Source organism: Mesorhizobium sp. RCC_202 (assembly GCF_041355295.1).
In the GTDB taxonomy this organism is placed as follows: Bacteria; Pseudomonadota; Alphaproteobacteria; order Rhizobiales; family Rhizobiaceae; genus Mesorhizobium.
Window position 1 is genome coordinate 162812 of record NZ_JBFUPO010000009.1, and the last position, 17545, is coordinate 180356.

Annotated in this window: 20 protein-coding genes and 3 tRNA genes; 5 read left to right on the forward strand and 18 right to left on the reverse strand. The window is 62.4% G+C overall.

What is annotated here, in order from left to right; all coding sequences use genetic code 11:
• Nucleotides 1-19: 19 nt before the first annotated feature.
• The 9 genes from nusG to tuf form a co-directional block, all read right to left on the reverse strand.
• Nucleotides 20-547 (reverse strand): transcription termination/antitermination protein NusG, encoded by a 528-nt coding sequence (gene nusG, locus AB6802_RS21135; RefSeq protein ID WP_371012113.1) that lies wholly within the window; start codon nt 545-547, stop codon nt 20-22.
• A gap of 27 nt (nt 548-574) precedes the next feature.
• A complete protein-coding gene (secE, locus tag AB6802_RS21140; protein WP_371012114.1) occupies nt 575-778 on the reverse strand; it encodes a preprotein translocase subunit SecE in 204 nt (67 codons plus the stop codon).
• 356 nt (nt 779-1134) lie between these two features.
• Nucleotides 1135-1210 (reverse strand) — tRNA-Trp (locus AB6802_RS21145).
• Nucleotides 1211-1282: 72 nt separating this feature from the next.
• On the reverse strand, nt 1283-1831 hold the full coding sequence (locus AB6802_RS21150; RefSeq protein ID WP_371012115.1) for a putative glycolipid-binding domain-containing protein: 549 nt from the start codon (nt 1829-1831) through the stop codon (nt 1283-1285).
• Between the two features lie 5 nt (nt 1832-1836).
• Nucleotides 1837-2316: a group II truncated hemoglobin gene (locus AB6802_RS21155; protein WP_371012116.1), complete on the reverse strand. Its 480-nt coding sequence runs from the start codon at nt 2314-2316 to the stop codon at nt 1837-1839.
• Between the two features lie 86 nt (nt 2317-2402).
• Entirely contained in the window at nt 2403-4031 is a 1629-nt protein-coding gene (locus AB6802_RS21160) for a hypothetical protein (RefSeq protein ID WP_371012278.1), read from the reverse strand.
• A gap of 269 nt (nt 4032-4300) precedes the next feature.
• The gene (locus AB6802_RS21165) at nt 4301-5494 is read right to left on the reverse strand and encodes a hypothetical protein (protein WP_371012117.1); all 1194 of its coding nucleotides are present in this window, start codon (nt 5492-5494) and stop codon (nt 4301-4303) included.
• 47 nt (nt 5495-5541) lie between these two features.
• Complete coding sequence (locus AB6802_RS21170; protein ID WP_371012118.1) at nt 5542-5850, reverse strand: hypothetical protein; 309 nt, start codon at nt 5848-5850, stop codon at nt 5542-5544.
• A gap of 425 nt (nt 5851-6275) precedes the next feature.
• Nucleotides 6276-7451 carry an elongation factor Tu gene (gene tuf / locus AB6802_RS21175; RefSeq protein ID WP_371012103.1) on the reverse strand — a complete coding sequence of 392 codons (1176 nt, stop codon included), beginning with the start codon at nt 7449-7451 and terminating at the stop codon, nt 6276-6278.
• A 230-nt stretch (nt 7452-7681) separates the two neighbouring features.
• On the opposite strand from tuf, the gene AB6802_RS21180 reads away from it, so the two are divergent.
• On the forward strand, nt 7682-8569 hold the full coding sequence (locus AB6802_RS21180; protein ID WP_371012119.1) for a DMT family transporter: 888 nt from the start codon (nt 7682-7684) through the stop codon (nt 8567-8569).
• A gap of 86 nt (nt 8570-8655) precedes the next feature.
• Here the strand turns inward: AB6802_RS21180 and AB6802_RS21185 are convergent, their stop codons facing one another.
• Nucleotides 8656-8913, reverse strand: a complete 258-nt coding sequence (locus tag AB6802_RS21185) for a GlsB/YeaQ/YmgE family stress response membrane protein (protein ID WP_371012120.1) — start codon at nt 8911-8913, stop codon at nt 8656-8658.
• A 130-nt stretch (nt 8914-9043) separates the two neighbouring features.
• On the opposite strand from AB6802_RS21185, the gene AB6802_RS21190 reads away from it, so the two are divergent.
• On the forward strand, nt 9044-9493 hold the full coding sequence (locus tag AB6802_RS21190; protein WP_371012121.1) for a YidB family protein: 450 nt from the start codon (nt 9044-9046) through the stop codon (nt 9491-9493).
• A 74-nt stretch (nt 9494-9567) separates the two neighbouring features.
• On the opposite strand, the gene AB6802_RS21195 is transcribed toward AB6802_RS21190, so the two are convergent.
• Nucleotides 9568-9641: transfer RNA gene (locus tag AB6802_RS21195), tRNA-Gly, on the reverse strand.
• Between the two features lie 89 nt (nt 9642-9730).
• Nucleotides 9731-9815 (reverse strand) — tRNA-Tyr (locus tag AB6802_RS21200).
• Between the two features lie 199 nt (nt 9816-10014).
• On the opposite strand from AB6802_RS21200, the gene AB6802_RS21205 reads away from it, so the two are divergent.
• Nucleotides 10015-10863: a TrmH family RNA methyltransferase gene (locus AB6802_RS21205; protein WP_371012122.1), complete on the forward strand. Its 849-nt coding sequence runs from the start codon at nt 10015-10017 to the stop codon at nt 10861-10863.
• 116 nt (nt 10864-10979) lie between these two features.
• On the opposite strand, the gene AB6802_RS21210 is transcribed toward AB6802_RS21205, so the two are convergent.
• The 3 genes from AB6802_RS21210 to gcl all read right to left on the reverse strand — a co-directional run bounded on the left by AB6802_RS21210 (nt 10980) and on the right by gcl (nt 14660).
• Nucleotides 10980-11897: a 2-hydroxy-3-oxopropionate reductase gene (locus AB6802_RS21210; protein WP_371012123.1), complete on the reverse strand. Its 918-nt coding sequence runs from the start codon at nt 11895-11897 to the stop codon at nt 10980-10982.
• 155 nt (nt 11898-12052) lie between these two features.
• A complete protein-coding gene (gene hyi, locus AB6802_RS21215) occupies nt 12053-12850 on the reverse strand; it encodes a hydroxypyruvate isomerase (protein ID WP_371012124.1) in 798 nt (265 codons plus the stop codon).
• Nucleotides 12851-12878: 28 nt separating this feature from the next.
• A complete protein-coding gene (gene gcl / locus AB6802_RS21220) occupies nt 12879-14660 on the reverse strand; it encodes a glyoxylate carboligase (RefSeq protein ID WP_371012125.1) in 1782 nt (593 codons plus the stop codon).
• 203 nt (nt 14661-14863) lie between these two features.
• On the opposite strand from gcl, the gene bhcR reads away from it, so the two are divergent.
• Nucleotides 14864-15685: an HTH-type transcriptional regulator BhcR gene (bhcR, locus tag AB6802_RS21225; RefSeq protein WP_371012126.1), complete on the forward strand. Its 822-nt coding sequence runs from the start codon at nt 14864-14866 to the stop codon at nt 15683-15685.
• Here the strand turns inward: bhcR and AB6802_RS21230 are convergent, their stop codons facing one another.
• Nucleotides 15686-16045, reverse strand: coding sequence for a hypothetical protein (locus AB6802_RS21230; protein WP_371012127.1), 360 nt, complete (start codon nt 16043-16045; stop codon nt 15686-15688).
• A 180-nt stretch (nt 16046-16225) separates the two neighbouring features.
• Between AB6802_RS21230 and AB6802_RS21235 the strand changes: the two genes are divergently transcribed.
• Entirely contained in the window at nt 16226-16594 is a 369-nt protein-coding gene (locus AB6802_RS21235; RefSeq protein WP_371012128.1) for a hypothetical protein, read from the forward strand.
• Between the two features lie 80 nt (nt 16595-16674).
• Here the strand turns inward: AB6802_RS21235 and AB6802_RS21240 are convergent, their stop codons facing one another.
• Together AB6802_RS21240 and AB6802_RS21245 are read right to left on the reverse strand one after the other, a co-directional pair.
• Nucleotides 16675-16989 carry a BA14K family protein gene (locus AB6802_RS21240; protein WP_371012129.1) on the reverse strand — a complete coding sequence of 105 codons (315 nt, stop codon included), beginning with the start codon at nt 16987-16989 and terminating at the stop codon, nt 16675-16677.
• 203 nt (nt 16990-17192) lie between these two features.
• Entirely contained in the window at nt 17193-17393 is a 201-nt protein-coding gene (locus AB6802_RS21245; RefSeq protein WP_371012130.1) for a hypothetical protein, read from the reverse strand.
• Nucleotides 17394-17545: the final 152 nt, after the last annotated feature.

Here is a 17545-nt window from a genome sequence, read left to right on the forward strand (position 1 = left end):
CGGTGCAGGGATTTCCGGATCAGCCCTTTTCGACCTGTCCGAATTCCAGATCGACAGGCACGGCGCGCCCGAAGATCGAAACTTCCACCTTGAGGCGGGCCCGCTCCTCGTCCACTTCCTGGACGACGCCGTTGAACGACGCGAACGGACCGTCGGAAACGCGGATCGCCTCGCCGATCTCGAAGGTGACCGAGGGCTTCGGCCGCTCGACGCCTTCCTGGACCTGGTTCAGGATGCGCTGCGCCTCGGCCTCGGTGATCGGCACCGGCTTGGAGTCACCCAGGAAGCCGGTGACCTTCGGCGTGTTCTTGACCAGCGAGAACACGGCGTCGGTCAAATTGGCCTTCAAAAGCACGTAGCCCGGGAAGAACTTGCGCTCGGCATCGACCTTGCGGCCGCGACGGATTTCGACGACCTTTTCGGTCGGCACCACGATCTGCTCGATATCGGCGGACAGGCCCTTCTGCTTGGCCTTGTTCTCGATATCCTCGGCGACCTTCTTTTCGAAGTTCGAATAGGCGTGGACGATATACCAACGCGCAGTCATTTCACGACCTCTCCGTAATCGCCGAATTCAGTGCCCGAGGCCCAGGATCCACTCGATCGCATAGCCCATCAGAATATCGGCAGCGAAGAAGAAGATCATCGCAATCACCGCAAACACCAGAACCATCACCGTCGAGATCATGGTTTCGCGACGCGAAGGCCACGTTACCTTGGCCGTCTCCGCGCGGACCTGCTGGAGAAAGGTGAAAGGATTGGTGGTTTTCGAAGCCATGTGCCGCTCTGTCTTCAAGATCCGTTGGCCGGATCTCCTGGATGATCCCGCTGGCCGGGACGTGCCGCCTAGGCTGCATGCAACGCCGAATCAGCGTCACCATTTCACCCATGCAAATCAGACGCGTAAAGCTGGCTTCCCAGCTCCACGCGCCGCGTGTCTGTCTTGTCTACATAAAACCGATTCTTAATCCACGCAAGTGGCAAGCGTCCGCTTTATGTTTTAACGCCGCCTCGGAACCATCCAGTCGTCCCGTCCCGGCTATGCGGGCCTTATGCCCGAGTTTTCCCAATATGGCAAGCCGCCCGCCGGTTTTCAACGGCTGAGCCTTGATTCCGGCTTTCTGTCTAGGAAAATGGCACGGGCAGCAGGGCTCGAACCTACGACCTGCGGTTTTGGAGACCGCCGCTCTACCAACTGAGCTATGCCCGTGCATGCGCTTCTTGAGCGTAGGCGCTTCCTAAAAGCTTCGAGGCCCGCTGTAAAGAGCGCTTGCGAGCGGTTTTAAATCCTTTGCCAGAAATCCGGATAGGTAACGACCAGGCCTTGCCCGTCGACGTCGATTTCGCGCATGAAGCCGCTCGTCAGCGACTCGTAGAGATAGCGCCTGTTTTCCTCTAGGCACGTGTAGCGCTGCGGGCTCTTCACGACGGTAAGCTGCGGAAATTCGATGAAAGCGGCGGCGATTTCGACGCTTTCGCCCGGCTTTAACCGCAGCCGCCGGATCGGCAGCGTGTTGGTGAAGGGTGTGACAGTGAGGTCGGGATCGAGCGCCCCGGCCAATTCGGGCAGCGCAACGCCGTCGCGTGACCAGTTGCCCAGGCCATCCGTGCGCAATTGGAATCGCGCCCCGCCGATGAGACCGATCTCGACCTCCCTGCTCAGCCAGTCGGGTCCACAGACGATCCGGTAATGAGCGGCAAAAGGCTGGGCGTCGACCGCCACGACGACAGATTCGGCTACGATGCCGTCGGCGGTTTCTTGCAGGACAAGATGCTCGATGCCCGGCCCTTGCCATTGCCGCCAGCGGACGATGCTTTCCCGCTCGGCCATCGCCGTCAGTCTCCGGCCGGCTTGTAAGGCCCGCCTGGCACCCCCCAGCCCCAGACCGGCATCGGCTCATCGGTCAGCTTGGCATCCTTGCCGAGCGTGGAATTTATCTTCGCCAGCCGCGTGCCCCATTCGATATAGGCCATGAAAGCGGAACGGAACTCGGGGTCGTCGGGCAAGCCAACCTTGTCGGCGGTATCGACAAGAAGGCTGATCCAGCGGCGGCGTTGATCCTCGGTCAGATGCCGCTCGAGATGGTGCGAGATCATCTCGCGGTGGCCGCCATGTTGCTGGCTGTAGGTCTTTGGGCCGCCAAAGACCTCGGCGATAAAGGCCGCGACATGCGCGGGATGATCGGGCGACATGGTCTTGAACACCGGGCCAACGATCGGATCCGCCGCCACCCGGTCGTAAAAAGTCCGGGTCAGCCGCTCGAACGCCTCGCTGCCGCCGGCCCATTCATACAAGGTCGGGACGCCCTCGCTCATCGCTGCTCCTCCACTCATCCAGCCACGCGACGATATCGAGTTTACCGAGACAGACTCAACCTGCCTCCATGGCCAGTGCATGGGCGTCAAAGTTTCGATTGCGACTTTGCCGCGACATCGGTGCTCGGCAAAACCCGACAATTGTCCGGCTTGGGAGATGACTTGCAAATGGTAGCGCCGGTCAGGGCGTCCACCGATTGCGGCCCCGTCGTCAGTCCGGTCTTCAACATCATTTCGGGTTCGAGCTGTCCCTCGACAGACGTGCGCTGAAGTGCGGCGAACAGCGCGGGGTTGATCGCCATCTCGTCCAGGTAGGCCTTGACCACCTTCTTCTGCCCCATCAGGTACATGCTGAGCTGCGCCTTGGCGCCGACAAGCCGGCTGACGCCGCCGGCAAGCACCAGGGCGCAGGCGGAATCGCATTCGCCGCCCGTATCGACGGTCAGCCCCGCATAGGCGCCGTCGTTGGCCAGGCAGTTCCAGGCCGCCGGATCGCAGCCGACGAAATCGGTGCGGGCAACGGCGATGTCGAGCTGGTTTTCATGGGCAAGCCGTCCCGTCGCCAGCGCGCCGAACAGATCGCCTCCGCGCGAGCTGATCACCAGAGGCAGATGCCGGCCGCCAAGCGTGGCAAGCAACTGGCTGAGCTTCTGCGGGGTGCGAGGCGTGATCGCGCCTTGCGCCGAGATCCATTCGGGACAATCCGGATTGCAGAGCGGGTTGCCACCGCGAACGACCACGAAGCGCATTTCCGGCGCTTCGTTGGCCGGCGCGGCTGCGGCCGGCATGGGCGGTGCGGCTTTGGCAGCCGGGGCTTCAACCGCTTGCTCGGGTACGGCCTTCACTTCGATCGTTGTCGCCGGGGCTGGCTTGGCGTTTGCCGGAATGTCCCTGCAATTCGCCGGCGCCGGACTGCGCCGGCACAAGCCGCCTTGCGTGAACATGTCGACGGTGTCGAGGCTGGTGATGAGCTTGATCGCCAGCAGGTCCGGCTGTTTGATCCGGCTTATGTCGCTGGCCGGCGTTGCCTTCATGGTGTCCAGCATGCCCTGGTCGATGCCCATCTCCTTCAGATAGGCCGACAGCCGCTTCTCGACCGGTTTGCTCATTTCATAAGTCTTGTAGCTGCCGGCATTCTTGCGACCGACGATCTTGGTGCTCAGCACCTTCTTCCTGCCGTTCTCGATGCGATAGGTCGTGCGGTAGAACAGTCTTTCGCGCCGGAAGGTCGTGGTGATCTGATGCACGCCGAGATAGGCCCATTCGCCGACGACGCGGCGGACGCCGCCGGCAAACATCAACGGGCAGGCCGAATTGCACATCGCGCCCTCGGCATAGGTTAAGCCGAAATAGTCGGCGCCCTTGCCGTCATTGACCCGGCAATCCTTCATCTGCGGTTCGCAGCCGTAAAATATTGTTGCGCCGACACCGATATCGAGCCTGGCCTTGCGGATCATGCGGCCGAGCTGGAGCGCGGCGTCGACGTTGCCGCCCGGAGAATTGACCACGACCGGCAATTGGCGGCGGCCGAGCGTCTTCAGCGTGCGCTTGAACAGCGCCGGCGTACCCGCCTCGATCGTGCCTTCGGCCGATATCCATTCCGGACAATTCGGCTCGCAACCCGGCGCGCTGCTGCGCACGACGACAAAGCGCATCGCCGGGCCGTAATCCGGCGCTTTCTCCTTCGCCGCGGCGGTGAACGCGGCCAGGCCCATGGCAACGGCCAAGCCCAGCCGGACCAGCCCGCGCCACCACGGAATGCTGTTTGAACGGAATGTGGAAATCACGCCTGGCCAGCCCTTAGGTACAGCCCATACTAGTTGCGACGGCGGTGCTTGCAACAGCTTTGAAGCGGGCAGGCCTCGGAACAAACCAGCGGCCTAACCCCAGCGTCACCAGCTCTGATCCGATGCCGTAAACGGGCGATCCGCCTTGCCCCCGCTCCAAGCCGGCCACGCAACGCCGGGGCTACCAAGGAACAATGCTACAATTTCTGCGGCGTATGTGCCGCGGCATTGACGGCAGGTGGAAGCCGGCAATTGTCAGGTTTGGGTGAGGATTTGCAAATGGTGGCGCCGGTCAGGGCCTGCGCCGACTCCGGCCCGGTCGACAGCCCGACTTTCAGCATCTTGTCCGGTTCGAGCAGAAGCTCGACCGCGCTCTTCTCTATCGCGGCGAACAAATCCGGGTTGATCGCCATCTCCTCCAGATAAGCTTTGACCAGTTGCTTCTGCCCCATCGTGGACATGCTGAGCCGCGCCTTTGGATTGACCAGCCGTTTGGCGCCGCCGGCAAGCATGAGCGCGCAGGCTGAATCGCACCCCACGCCGAATTCGCTGATCAGCCCGATATAGGCGCCGTTGTCGTCCGAGCAACCTGCCCCGGCCGGATTGCAGCCCGTGATATTGGTGCGAGCGACGACGACGTCGAGCTTCCGTTCATGGATAAGCCGTCCCACTGTTAAAGCGCCGAACAGGTCGCCTCCGCGTGAACTGATCACAATGGGAAGCCGTGGATTGCCAAGCGCGGTGAGCAAGTGGCGAAGCCTATCCGCGGTCTGAGGCGTGATCGCGCCTTCCGCCGAGATCCATTCCGGGTAGTCGGGATCGCAGAGCGGATCGCTGCCGCGAACAACCACGAGGCGCATCTGTGGCGCGCCGTTTGCTGCTGCTCCCTGGAATGGCTGGATGATAGCTGGAGCCTTGGCTGGTTGAGAAGGTGCGGCCTTTGCGGTTGCCACGCTGGCCGGCTTGGCATTCCCGGGTATTTCCCGGCAGTTCGGGGTCGACTTGTCGAGCAAGCAGAGGTTTGCGCTGGTCAGCAAGTCCAATGTGTCTGTGCTGGTGACCAATTTCATTGTCATCATATCGTGGAGAGCGATCTGTCGGATATCGCTGGCAGGCGTGGCCTTCATTGCGTCGAGAACGCCCTGTTCCACGCCCATCTCGCTGAGATAGGCCGAGAGCCTCCTCTGGACGGCCTTGCTCATCTCGTAGGTCTGATAGGTGCCGACGTCGATGCGCCCGACTACCTTGGAGCTGACGATCTTTTTCCTGCCGTGCACAAGTCTATAGGTGGTGCGGTAATACAGCTGTTGGCGTCGGTAGGTCGTGGTGATCTGGTGGACACCGAGATAAGCCCAACTCCCGACCAGGCGACGAACACCGCCGGCAAACATCAGAGGACATGCGGAATTACACATAGCGCCGCCGTCGGATGCGAACCCTAAATAGGCGCGCCGGTACCATCATTGGCTCGGCATCCCTCCATTCCCGGCCAACAGCCGGAAAATCTGGTGGCGCCAACGGCGATGTCAAGTTTGTTTTTGCGGATTATGCGGCCAAGCTGAAGCGCGGCATCTACGCTGCCGCCCGGGGAATTGACGATGACGGGAAGGTGACGGCGGCCGAGTGCCTTCAATATCCCTTTGAACTTCGCCGGCGTGTCGATCTCGATAGCGCCTTCCGCCGAGATCCATTCCGGACAATTGGGTTCGCAACCAGCCGCACCGCTGCGCACGATAACGAAGCGCATCGGTGGGAGATTGTCGAATGCTATTGTCGGGCTGGACTAAGTTTTTGGATCGGACGGCGCCTGCGGGGTCGACCATACCGATGGATTGGGCGGTGGAACGGCCCAGACGGTCGGATACGTCCATGGCTGCGAATAGGACAGCGGCAGCCGGACATCTTCAGCCTTCGCGGCCGAGGCAGCTATCGCCATCGCGACCACTGGCATCAGGCGAACCAGTGCGCACCACCACCTTACGCTATTATTTAAACAATGCTCCCTAACCACCGACGAAGCCCCCCTCGACAAAACCGATCATAGTTGCGGCGTTGGCACTTGCAATAGCTTTGAAACAACCGCGCAAGACTTGTTCCGCACGGCGCAAGTAAACAAAAAAGGGCGGCCCGAAGACCGCCCTTTCCTTCTCAACCGGCAAGTGCCGGATCGATTTACTCTTTGATGGTGACGACGATGCCGGCACCGACGGTGCGGCCGCCTTCACGGATGGCGAAGCGCAGCTTCTCTTCCATCGCGATCGGCACGATCAGCTCGACGTCGACGGTGATGTTGTCGCCAGGCATGACCATCTCGGTGCCTTCCGGCAGCGTCACGATGCCGGTCACGTCCGTGGTGCGGAAGTAGAACTGCGGACGGTAGTTGGTGAAGAACGGCGTGTGACGGCCACCTTCGTCCTTGGTCAGGATGTAGGCTTCGGCGACGAACTTCTTGTGCGGCTTCACGGTGCCGGGCTTGGCCAGAACCTGGCCGCGCTCGACGCCTTCACGGTCGACGCCGCGCAGCAGCGCGCCGATGTTGTCGCCGGCCTGGCCCTGGTCGAGCAGCTTGCGGAACATCTCAACGCCGGTGCAGGTCGTCTTGGTGGTCGGACGGATGCCGACGATTTCCAGTTCCTCGCCAACCTTGACCACGCCGCGCTCGACGCGGCCGGTCACGACCGTGCCGCGGCCCGAGATCGAGAACACGTCTTCGATCGGCATCAGGAACGGCTTGTCGAGCGGACGAACCGGGGTCGGGATGTAAGCGTCGACCTGAGCCATCAGCTCGCGGATCGCGTCCTCGCCGATGGTCTTGTTGGAATCTTCCAACGCAGCCAGCGCCGAACCCTTGACGATCGGAATGTCGTCGCCGGGGAACTCGTTCTTCGACAGAAGCTCGCGAACCTCGAGCTCGACCAGCTCGAGAAGCTCGGCGTCGTCGACCTGGTCGACCTTGTTCAAAAACACCACGATCGACGGCACGCCGACCTGACGGGCAAGCAGGATGTGCTCGCGGGTCTGCGGCATCGGGCCGTCGGCGGCCGACACGACCAGGATCGCGCCGTCCATCTGGGCGGCACCGGTGATCATGTTCTTCACATAGTCGGCGTGGCCGGGGCAGTCGACGTGGGCATAGTGACGGTTGGCCGTCTCATACTCGACATGCGCCGTCGAAATGGTGATGCCGCGCGCCTTCTCTTCGGGCGCCGCGTCGATCTGGTCATAGCGCTTGTATTCGCCAAAATACTTCGTGATCGCCGCCGTCAGCGACGTCTTGCCATGATCGACGTGGCCGATCGTGCCAATGTTCACATGCGGCTTGGTGCGCTCGAATTTACCTTTTGCCATAGTCTCTTTCCTTAGGCGGCCTTTGACCTTCAGTTCAGTCGAATGCGGGGCCGATTAGCGACAACGGCTGAAAAACACAAGTGCCTTGTCGCTGAGCGTCTTTTGGCGCGGCCTGAACAGAGGTCGATTTCACGGGGGATGTGGCCCGGATATAGGGATGGCGCACATAAAATCAAATGCCGCCGGACTGGCCCATTGCCGCCGAACCACCGCTCTGATTTCCTCATCCCATGCACTTCATTCCGGCAAACATCCGCGGTCCGCTGTTCATGATCGTCTCGACGGGCTCTTATCTCGTCAACGACACGATGATGAAGCTCGCGACCGAGGGGCTGCCTCCTTATGAGGTGCTGCTGCTGCGTGGCGCCGCCGCGACCCTATGGGGCATGCCGCTGCTTCTGATGCTCGGCTATGGCAGGCAGATCCCGCTGCTGTTCGAGCGCAAGGTGCTCAGCCGCAATTTTTGCGAACTGGCGGCGATCCTCTGCTACATCGTGGCTCTGGCCAATATGCAGATCGCGGATTCGACGGCGCTCGGGCAGATCACGCCGCTGATCGTGCTGGCCGGCTCATCGCTGCTGTTTGGTGAAAAGATCGGCGCCGCGCGCATGGCGCTGATCGGACTTGGCTTTGTCGGCGCCCTGATGGTGGCGCAACCGACGATGCAAGGGATTTCCGTCTACGCGCTGCTAGCGCTCGGCAACGCCGCCCTGGCCGCGGCACGCGATCTTGCCGGGCGCAAGGTCGGCGCCGAGGTGCCCGGCATGATCGTGGCGATCTCCGCCGTCCTGGTGGTGCTGGTCGGCGCCGGCGCGGCGCATCTGGTCTCGGAGCAATGGGTGATGCCGCAGGGACATCATCTACTCCTGATCGCGGCAGCCGGACTGTTCCTGATCTTCGGCCATTTCTTCATCTTCATGGCCTACCGCGTCGGGCCGACGAGCGCGGTGGCGCCGTTCTATTATTGCTTCACCGTGTGGGCGGTGATTTCCGGCCTGCTGGTGTTCGGGCAATTCCCCAACGCGCTCGCCGTCTGCGGCATCCTGCTGGTGATGGGCAGCGGTCTGGCCATCGTTTCGCTCGACGAACGAAGGCGACGACTGGCGCCCATCGCATAAGGCGCAGGCCTTACGCGATATAGCGGCCGAAACAATAGCAGGACGAGGGTCGGATCCGACCCTTCATGCGCGCTACGGCAAGCCTGCTACAGCGACCGGTTGCCTGTGATCTGGTGATAGGCCCAGAGCACGACGACGGCACCGATTACGGCCACGATCAGGCTCCAGATGTTGAGACCCGTGACGCCGGCCGAACCGAAGGCGCTGAAGATCAGACCGCCGACGATAGCGCCGACGACGCCCAGCACGATATCCATGATCATGCCCTGGCCGGTCTTGTTGACGATCTTGCTGCCGATGAAGCCGGCGACAAGGCCGAGGATGATCCAGCTGATAATGCCCATTGTTCCCTCCATTCCGCGCCTGCCCCATCATGTTCATATGATTGTCAAAACCACAAGCGAACTTGCAATTCCGCCCGATTGCGCCATTGTTGGTGCAAGGGACGGACTTGGTGTAAACGGGAGATCCACGATGGGCCTTTTTGACAACGCCGTTCCAGGCGGCAACATCACCAAACCCCTGATGATCGCGCTCGGCGCGCTCTTGGTCGGCAAGATGCTGAGCGGCAGAGGCGGCGATCAGCCGGCCGAAGCCCCGGCGCCGACGCCAACGCCAGCGGGAACCGACGCGTCCGCCGATGGCGGCTTGCTCGGCGGCCTGCTCGGCAAGCTGAGGGATGCCGGCCACGGCAATGTGGCCGACTCCTGGGTCGGCACCGGCCAGAACCAGTCGATCAATCCGGGCGATCTCGGCTCGGCGCTCGGTCCGGCGGTGATCCGCGAGATCGCGCAGCGCACCGGAATGGACGAGCAGGAACTGCTCAAGCAACTGTCGACCGCCCTGCCCGGCATCGTCGACAAGCTGACGCCGAACGGCCAGGTGCCGCAGCAGCACCAGGTTGCTTCGGCTTTCAACAGCTAGGCAGCATCTTTTGATGCAAAACGCTGCGCGCTACGGCGCGCGGCGTTTTCTGCGAGATTCATAAGGGGAAAATCTGGAGCGGGTAGCGGGAATCGAACCCGCATATTCAGCTTGGAAGGCTGCTGCTCTACCACTGAGCTATACCCGCGCCTTACCCTGAAGTACCGGATTCACCCGAAAAGCGCCACGCACTTTTCGTCTCCGACACTCGTTCGTTCAGGGCTTCCGGGCCGGCAGTGGTGGAGAGGGTTGGATTCGAACCAACGTAGGCTAAGCCAACGGATTTACAGTCCGTCCCCTTTAACCACTCGGGCACCTCTCCAGTCTGCCGCCGGAGCCATGCAACGAGGCATTTTCGCCAACCCGGAGCCCGAGTAAGATCTTCTCCGAAATCAGCGAAGCGCCTTATGGCGGCAAGGCCGATGGGTGTCAACCGGCGCGACGGCGGTTTTTCAGACCATGTCCGGCATTCATTGTCGCGGCCGGTATCCTTAGCCGGACGAGACGGCTATAGAGGCCGCATGAGCGACAAGCCAGGCACCCCGAAAGACACCCATTACGCCAAGCTGCGGCGCGCGCATCGCGACCAGAAGGCCGGCGGCGCACCGGCGTTCCGGCCACGCCAGCCGGTGGCGCCGGGCGAAGCTCCGGCGGACGGCCTGGTGCGGCTTTATGGCCTGCACACGGTGCGGGCCGCGCTCGACAATCCGCGGCGCAAGATCCGCAAAATGCTGGTGACGCGCAACGCCGCCGAGCGGCTCGAGATCGCCGATCTCGCCGCCCTGCCCTTCAAGGCCGAACTGGTCGAGCCGAAGGATATCGACAGGATCATCGGCACTGACGCCGTGCATCAAGGCGTGCTGATCGAGGCCGAACCGCTGAAAGCGAAGCGCCTCGATGCGCTCGGCGATACAATGCTCGTCCTGGTGCTCGACCAGGTCACCGATCCGCACAATGTCGGCGCCATCCTGCGCTCGGCGGTCGCTTTCGGCGCCGGCGCCCTGATCACCACGGCCCGCCACAGCCCGCAGGAATCGGGCGTGCTGGCCAAGGCTGCCTCCGGCGCGCTGGAGCATATCGACCAGATCGAGGTGAAAAACCTCGCCGATGCGCTGGGACAGTTGCACGAGGCCGGCTTCCAGACCCTCGGGCTCGATTCGGACGGTCCGGCGGAATTGGAAACCAGTTTTACCGGCGACAGAATAGCGCTGGTGCTGGGCGCGGAAGGCAAGGGCCTGCGCCAGAAGACACGCGAGACGGTGACGACGCTTGCCCGGCTCGATATGCCCGGCGCGATCCGCTCGCTCAACGTTTCCAACGCGGCGGCGGTGAGCCTTTATGCGGCGCGGGCGTTCCTGAAACGCGGCTGAGCCGGACTTTTCGCGGCCGATCAAAGACGAACGGGTTCCGCCGGCGAGGCAGGAACCCGTTCTCAGACAGGAAAAGAGAAAGGCGGCGTGGGAACGTTGAGCCGCCCTCTCCTGACCTAAGCCGCCTTGCCCTTGGCTGAGGTTGCTTCCGCGCCAACCTCGACGTTCGACATTCTTTCCAGTGCCCTGACCAGCGCCGAGTGATCCTCCTTGGCCCCGCCATTGGCGGCGCAGGAATTGAACAGCTGCTGCGTGGTCGAGGTGTTGGGCAGTGAGACGCCGAGCGCCTTGGCGCCCTCCAATGCCAGGTTGAGATCCTTCTGGTGCAGTTCGATGCGGAAGCCCGGCGCGAAACTGCGCTTGATCATGCGCTCGCCATGCACTTCGAGGATGCGCGAGGCGGCGAGCCCGCCCATCAGCGCCTGCCTGACTTTCGCAGGATCGGCTCCCGCCTTCGAGGCGAAGACCAGCGCCTCGCTGACCGCCTCGATGGTCAGCGCCACGACGATCTGGTTGGCGACCTTGGTGGTCTGGCCGACGCCGTTCGGACCGACCAGGGTGATGTTCTTGCCCATTTTCTCGAACACCGGCCTCGCGCGTTCGAACGCTTTGTCCTCGCCGCCGACCATGATGGTGAGCGAGGCAGCCTTGGCGCCAACCTCGCCGCCCGACACCGGCGCATCGAGATACTCGCAGCCGAGATCGTTGATCTTCCTGGCGAATTCCTTGGTCTCGATCGGCGAGATCGAGCTCATGTCGATGACGAGCTTGCCCTTCGACAGGCCTGAGGCGACGCCATTATCGCCGAACAACACGTCGGCCACCTGCGGCGTGTCCGGCACCATGGTGATGATGATATCGGCTGTCTTGGCCACTGCATTGTGGCCGGTAACGGTCTTCAGGCCCTTGGCGACGAGGTCTGCCGGCGGCTTGGAGCGGTGATCGCTGGCGACAACGCTATAGCCGGCATCGAGCAGATGCCCCGCCATCGGCGCGCCCATGATGCCGAGGCCGATGAAACCGATGGTTTCCATTGTGGTTGCTCCAAATTCTGAGGCGCCGCCTCATCCGGCCCTTCGGGCCACCTTCTCCCCGGCGGGGAGAAGAGGTACGCGCCAGCGTTGACGATCTCTTCTCCCCCCTCGGGGAGAAGGTGGCCGCGTAGCGGCCGGATGAGGGGGCCTCGGCTCTAAGCCGCCTCGCTCCCCTGCCGAGCTAACTCCTTGAACCAGCCCAACCCGGCATCCGTGCCGGCCTTCGGCTTGTATTCGGCGCCGATCCAGCCGGCATAGCCGAGGCGGTCGATGTGGTCGTAGAGGAACGGATAGTTGATCTCGCCCGTCCCCGGCTCGTGACGGCCGGGATTGTCCGCAAGCTGGATATGCGCGATGCGGGGAAGGTTTGCCTCGATGGTACGGGCGAGATCCCCCTCCATGATCTGCATGTGGTAGATATCGTATTGCAAATAGAGGTTTTTCGAGCCGACGCGGTCGATCAGCGCCAGCGCCTGATCGCTGTAGTTCAGGAAGAAGCCAGGGATGTCGCGGGTGTTGATCGGCTCGATCAGCAGCCGGATGCCAGCCTGCTCCAGCTTCTCGGCCGCGAAGGCGAGGTTTTCGGCAAAGACATTCTCAAGCACGGCTCGGTCGGCGCCCTGCGACGCGATGCCGGCCAGGCAGTTGACCTGCTCGCAGCCCAGCGCGTGGGCATAAGCGATCGCCTTGGCGATGCCCTGGCGGAATTCCGGCACGCGATCCGGCAGCACCGCAATGCCGCGCTCGCCCTTGGCCCAGTCGCCCGCCGGCAGGTTGAAGAGAACCTGGGTCAGGCCGTTCTTCTTGAGGCGCGCGGCGACAACGTCGGGCGCATGGTCATAGGGGCCGATATACTCGACACCCTTGAAGCCGGCGCGGGCGGCGGCGTCGAAGCGGTCGAGGAAATCATGCTCGCCGAAGAGCATCGACAGATTGGCTGAAAAACGTGGCATTCTTTTTCTCCTTCTTCTAGGCCCGGCCTCAATCAAGCATGACGATGGCCGTCGGCGCATCTTCATGGTTTTCGGCAAGGTCCTCGAATTCGGTGATCTTGTCGATTTCCGTGCCCATGGAAATATTGGTGACGCGCTCGAGAATGAATTCGAGAACGACCGGCACCTGGTATTCCTTCATCAGCCGCTGCGCTTCCTTGAAAGCGCCGGCGAATTCTTCGGGCTTCCGAACACGGACCGCCTTGCAGCCCATCGCTTCGGCGACCGCGACATGGTCGACGCCGTAGCCGGCCTCGGGGTCGTCCTTGCGATTGACGTTCTCGAAGGCGAGGCTCACCTCATAATCCATCGAAAAGCCGCGCTGCGCCTGGCGGATCAGGCCGAGATAGGCGTTGTTCACGACGACGTGGATGTAAGGTAATCTGTGCTGCGCGCCGACCGCCAGTTCCTCGATCATGAACTGGAAATCGTAGTCGCCCGACAGCGCGACGATGGCGCGGTCCGGATCGGCGGCGCGCACGCCAAGAGCTGCCGGCAGCGTCCAGCCGAGCGGGCCGGCCTGGCCGCAATTGATCCAGTTGCGCGGCTTGTAGACATGCAGGAATTGCGCGCCAGCGATCTGCGACAGGCCGATGGTGGTGACATAGGTGGTGTCGCGCCCGAACGCCTTGTTCATCTCCTCGTAAACGCGCTGCGGCTTCAGCGGCACTTGGTCGAAATGCGTCTTGCGCTTCATCGTCTTCTTGCGGCCCTGGCATTCCTTGGCCCAACCCGACCAGTCGCGCAGCTTGCCGGCCGTGCGCCATTCGGTGGCGACATCGAGCAGGATCTTCAACGCCGCGCCCGCATCCGAGACGACGCCGAGGTCGGGCGCGAAGACGCGGCCGATCTGGGTCGGCTCGATATCGACATGGATGAATTTCTTGCCCTTGGTGTAGACGTCGACCGAACCGGTGTGGCGGTTGGCCCAGCGGTTGCCAATGCCGAAGACGAAGTCGGACGCCAGCATCGTGGCGTTGCCGTAGCGGTGCGACGTCTGCAGGCCGCACATGCCGGCCATCAGCCGATGGTCGTCGGGGATGGCGCCCCAGCCCATCAGCGTCGGGATAACCGGCACGCCGGTGATCTCGGCGAATTCGATCAACAGATCCGACGCATCGGCGTTGATGATGCCGCCGCCGGCGACGATTAGCGGCTTTTCCGCCTGGTTGAGCATCGCCAGCGCCTTTTCGGCCTGGGCGCGCGTCATCGCCGGCTTGAAGACGGCAAGCGGCTCGTAAGCATCGATGTCGAACTCGATCTCGGCGAGCTGGACGTCGAGCGGCAGGTCGACCAGCACCGGGCCAGGCCGTGACGAGCGCATCAGGTGGAACGCTTTTTGCAGAGCCATCGGAACCAGATAAGGCTCCATGACGGTGACCGCCCATTTGGCGACGGGCGCGGCGATGGCGGCGATGTCGACAGCCTGGAAATCCTCCTTGTTCAGCCGAGCACGCGGCGCCTGGCCGGTGATGCACAGGATCGGGATGGAATCGGCCGAGGCCGAGTAAAGGCCGGTGATCATGTCCGTGCCGGCCGGGCCCGAGGTGCCGATGCAGAGGCCGATATTGCCGGCCTTGGCGCGGGTATAGCCTTCCGCCATATGCGAGGCGCCCTCGACATGGCGGGCCAGCACGTGGCGGATGGTGCCGCGCGCCTTCAGCGCCGAGTAGAGCGGGTTGATCGCCGCGCCCGGCACGCCGAAGGCATTGGTGATGCCTTCCCTTTCGAGAACAAGAACCGCCGCGTCGATAGCGCGCATCCTGGCCATTTGAAGCCTCCATTTCGTTTGTTGGCTTGACAATGCCAGCGCGCTTTTGATTTTTCAATTTTTTCAGAATATTTTTTCATTTCGAGAAAACAGCCGTTATTATCTGATTTCATGCGGCTTTTCGTTTTCCAGAAATGCATCCTGGCAGATGATGAAAAACTTTTTCATTGTGCTTGGCACGAATTCCAGTGAGAATGCGTGGCATGGAAAACACCGAAAAGCGCCAGCGCGGCCGGCCGCGCGCTTTCAATGGCCCGGCGGAAGCGACGTCGGTGCAGTCGCTCGACCGCGCGCTGCGCATCCTGGCGATCGTCGCGGAAGCCAGCGGCTTGTCGCTGAGCGAGATCGCGGCGCAAAGCGGCATTGCCGCTTCGACCGCCTACCGCATGCTGACGACGCTAGAGAACCACGGCATGGTCGAATTCGATACGACCGACCAGCTCTGGTCCGTTGGGGTCGAGACGTATCGCATGGGTGCTGCCTTCCTGCGCCGGCGCAAACTGGTCGACCGTGCCCGCATCGTCATGCAGGAACTGATGGAAAAGACCGGCGAAACCGCCAATCTGGGTGTCGCGGAGGACGATTGCGTCGTCTTCGTCAGCCAGGTCGAGACGCATCAGGCGATCCGCGCCTTCTTCAGGCCGGGCACGCGCAGCCCCTTCCACGCCTCCGGCATTGGCAAGGCGGTGCTGGCGCATCTCGAGCCGGAGCGGGTCGCGGCTATCCTGCGCAAGGCCGGCCTGCAGCGCTACACCGACAAGACGCTGTCAGACATTTCAGCGCTGGCGCATGATCTCGCCACCATCAAGCATCGCGGCTGGTCGGTCGATGACGAGGAGCGCCACCCCGGGATGCGCTGCGTAGCCGCCGCCATCTTCAATGAATATGGCGAGCCGATCGGCGGCGTTTCGGTATCAGGCCCGACGGTTCGTGTGACACCTGAGCGGCTGGCCGAGATCGGCCCGCTGGTCCATGATGCGGCGGCCGAAGTGACGAAGATGATCGGCGGCGTCAGCGCCGGCTGATCACGCAGCGCCCGGCAACGCGCTCTTTGCCGCAATATCGAAGAAATCGAGCAGGATCGCCCCGCCGACGCCGCAGGCGGTGAAAATGAGACCGACGATAAATATCCGGTTGGCCCGCTCGAAGATGCGCCGCTGCAGCGATTTGATGTCAAGCAGCATGGCAAGCGCCCGCATCTGCAAGGCGATGCCGACCAAGATCGGCAGCACGGCGACCAGATGGTAGGTCCGCCATGGGATGGGGTTGGCGGCCCAGTGGGTTATGAAACCCAGCGAAAAGGCCAGCAGGATGCCGACGGTGGTGACGGTGCCGTTGCGGAAGGTCGTCTCGACCTGTTCATCCTTCGGATCCTGCTCGTCCAAGCTGCCCTCCCCTCCATTTGACGATCGAGGACAGATTAGCCCCTGGCAAAATCGCTGTACACCTTGGGCTGAAAGGGCTCGATCGCCTTGCGGCGGCGTTCGGTTGCATGCGAAAGGGCGCTGATGAGGAAGACGCTTCAGCTTTTGCTTGCCGTTTCGCTTTGCGGATGCGTGGCGGCAGTGCCGCCAACCGAACCCGGCGGTAGCCAGCGCGTCGATCCGATGCCGGTTTCGCTCGCGCTGGAGGAAATCATTACCGCTGGTGTGCGCCCGCATCTGAGCAACCCGCTCTCCGCAAAGTTCGGGACGATACTTGCCGGCGAGCGGACGCTGAACCGCCGCCAGGAGATCGTGGCGTGCGGCTATGTCAACGACAAGAGGTCCTCCGGCGCCGCTGACCACAACGTGCCATTCGTTGCAAAGATCCACCCGGATACCGGAAACAGCTTCGAGCTCGTGGCGATCGACGACGGTTCGCCGAATGCGAGGCTTCGGGTTGCCGGCACTTGCAGCGAAGCCGGGCTACCGATGCCGGTCGCTGCGCCGTAGACGCATCCCTGATATCTGCTCAGACACAGTAAAAAGGGGCTGCGCGCAGCCCCCTGTTTCCTGTCGTTGGTCGGCTCCTCTCACAGCCTGCAGGTGCGCGGGCCGTCGTAGCTCATATAGGTGTCGGAGCCTTCATCGTAGCTGGCGTAGCGGGCGTAGCAGCGGCGGATGTGGATCGCTTCGTAGTCGTCTTCGACATAGACGGTGCGGGGCTGCTGCTGGGCGAGCAGACTGCCGAGCACGAAGCCGCCGACGCCCGCGGCAATACCGATGCCGAGATCATGGCCGTGGTGGTGATGCCAAGGATTGGCGGCCGAAGGCTGGACGGTGCCGACGAGCGAGCCGGCGGCAACGGTGCTGGCGATGAGAGCGGAAACGATGGTGCGCTTGAACATGACGATCTCCTTGGGTTTCAGTGGAGAGGCGAACCATCCGCCTCTTGAACATGGGTCGCGGCGGCCGGGAAAAAGGTTCGAAGTTTTTTTGAGATTTTTTCGCCGAGGCAGCGGGCGGCTTTTTGCCGGCCGGCCATCGGCTGGTTGCATACAAATGAAAAAGGGCGGCCGAGGCCGCCCTTCGAAAGCAACAGGTTTTCGCTTCAAAGGATAATGACCACCCGGCCGTGGTGATGATGATGGTGATGATGATGGTGGTACCACCAATAGTCACCATAGTCGTCGTAGTAGTCGTAGTGATGGTAATGCATGCCGTGAGCCGAGGACGTCTGCACCGTGGCGACCAGCGCGCCTGTGGCGACAAAGATGGCTGCGAGAGCGGAAGTCAGTGTGCGCTTGAACATGATGATCTCCTGGATCCTTGATCGAGGCGACCATTCGCCTCTGGAGATCAGTGGCGGCGAAGCGGCAAAAGGTTCGAGGAATTGAGCGAATAGGGAGTAGCGAACAGCGAGTAGGGAAAGATGGCATGCGCCAAACCCAAAATCCCTATTCG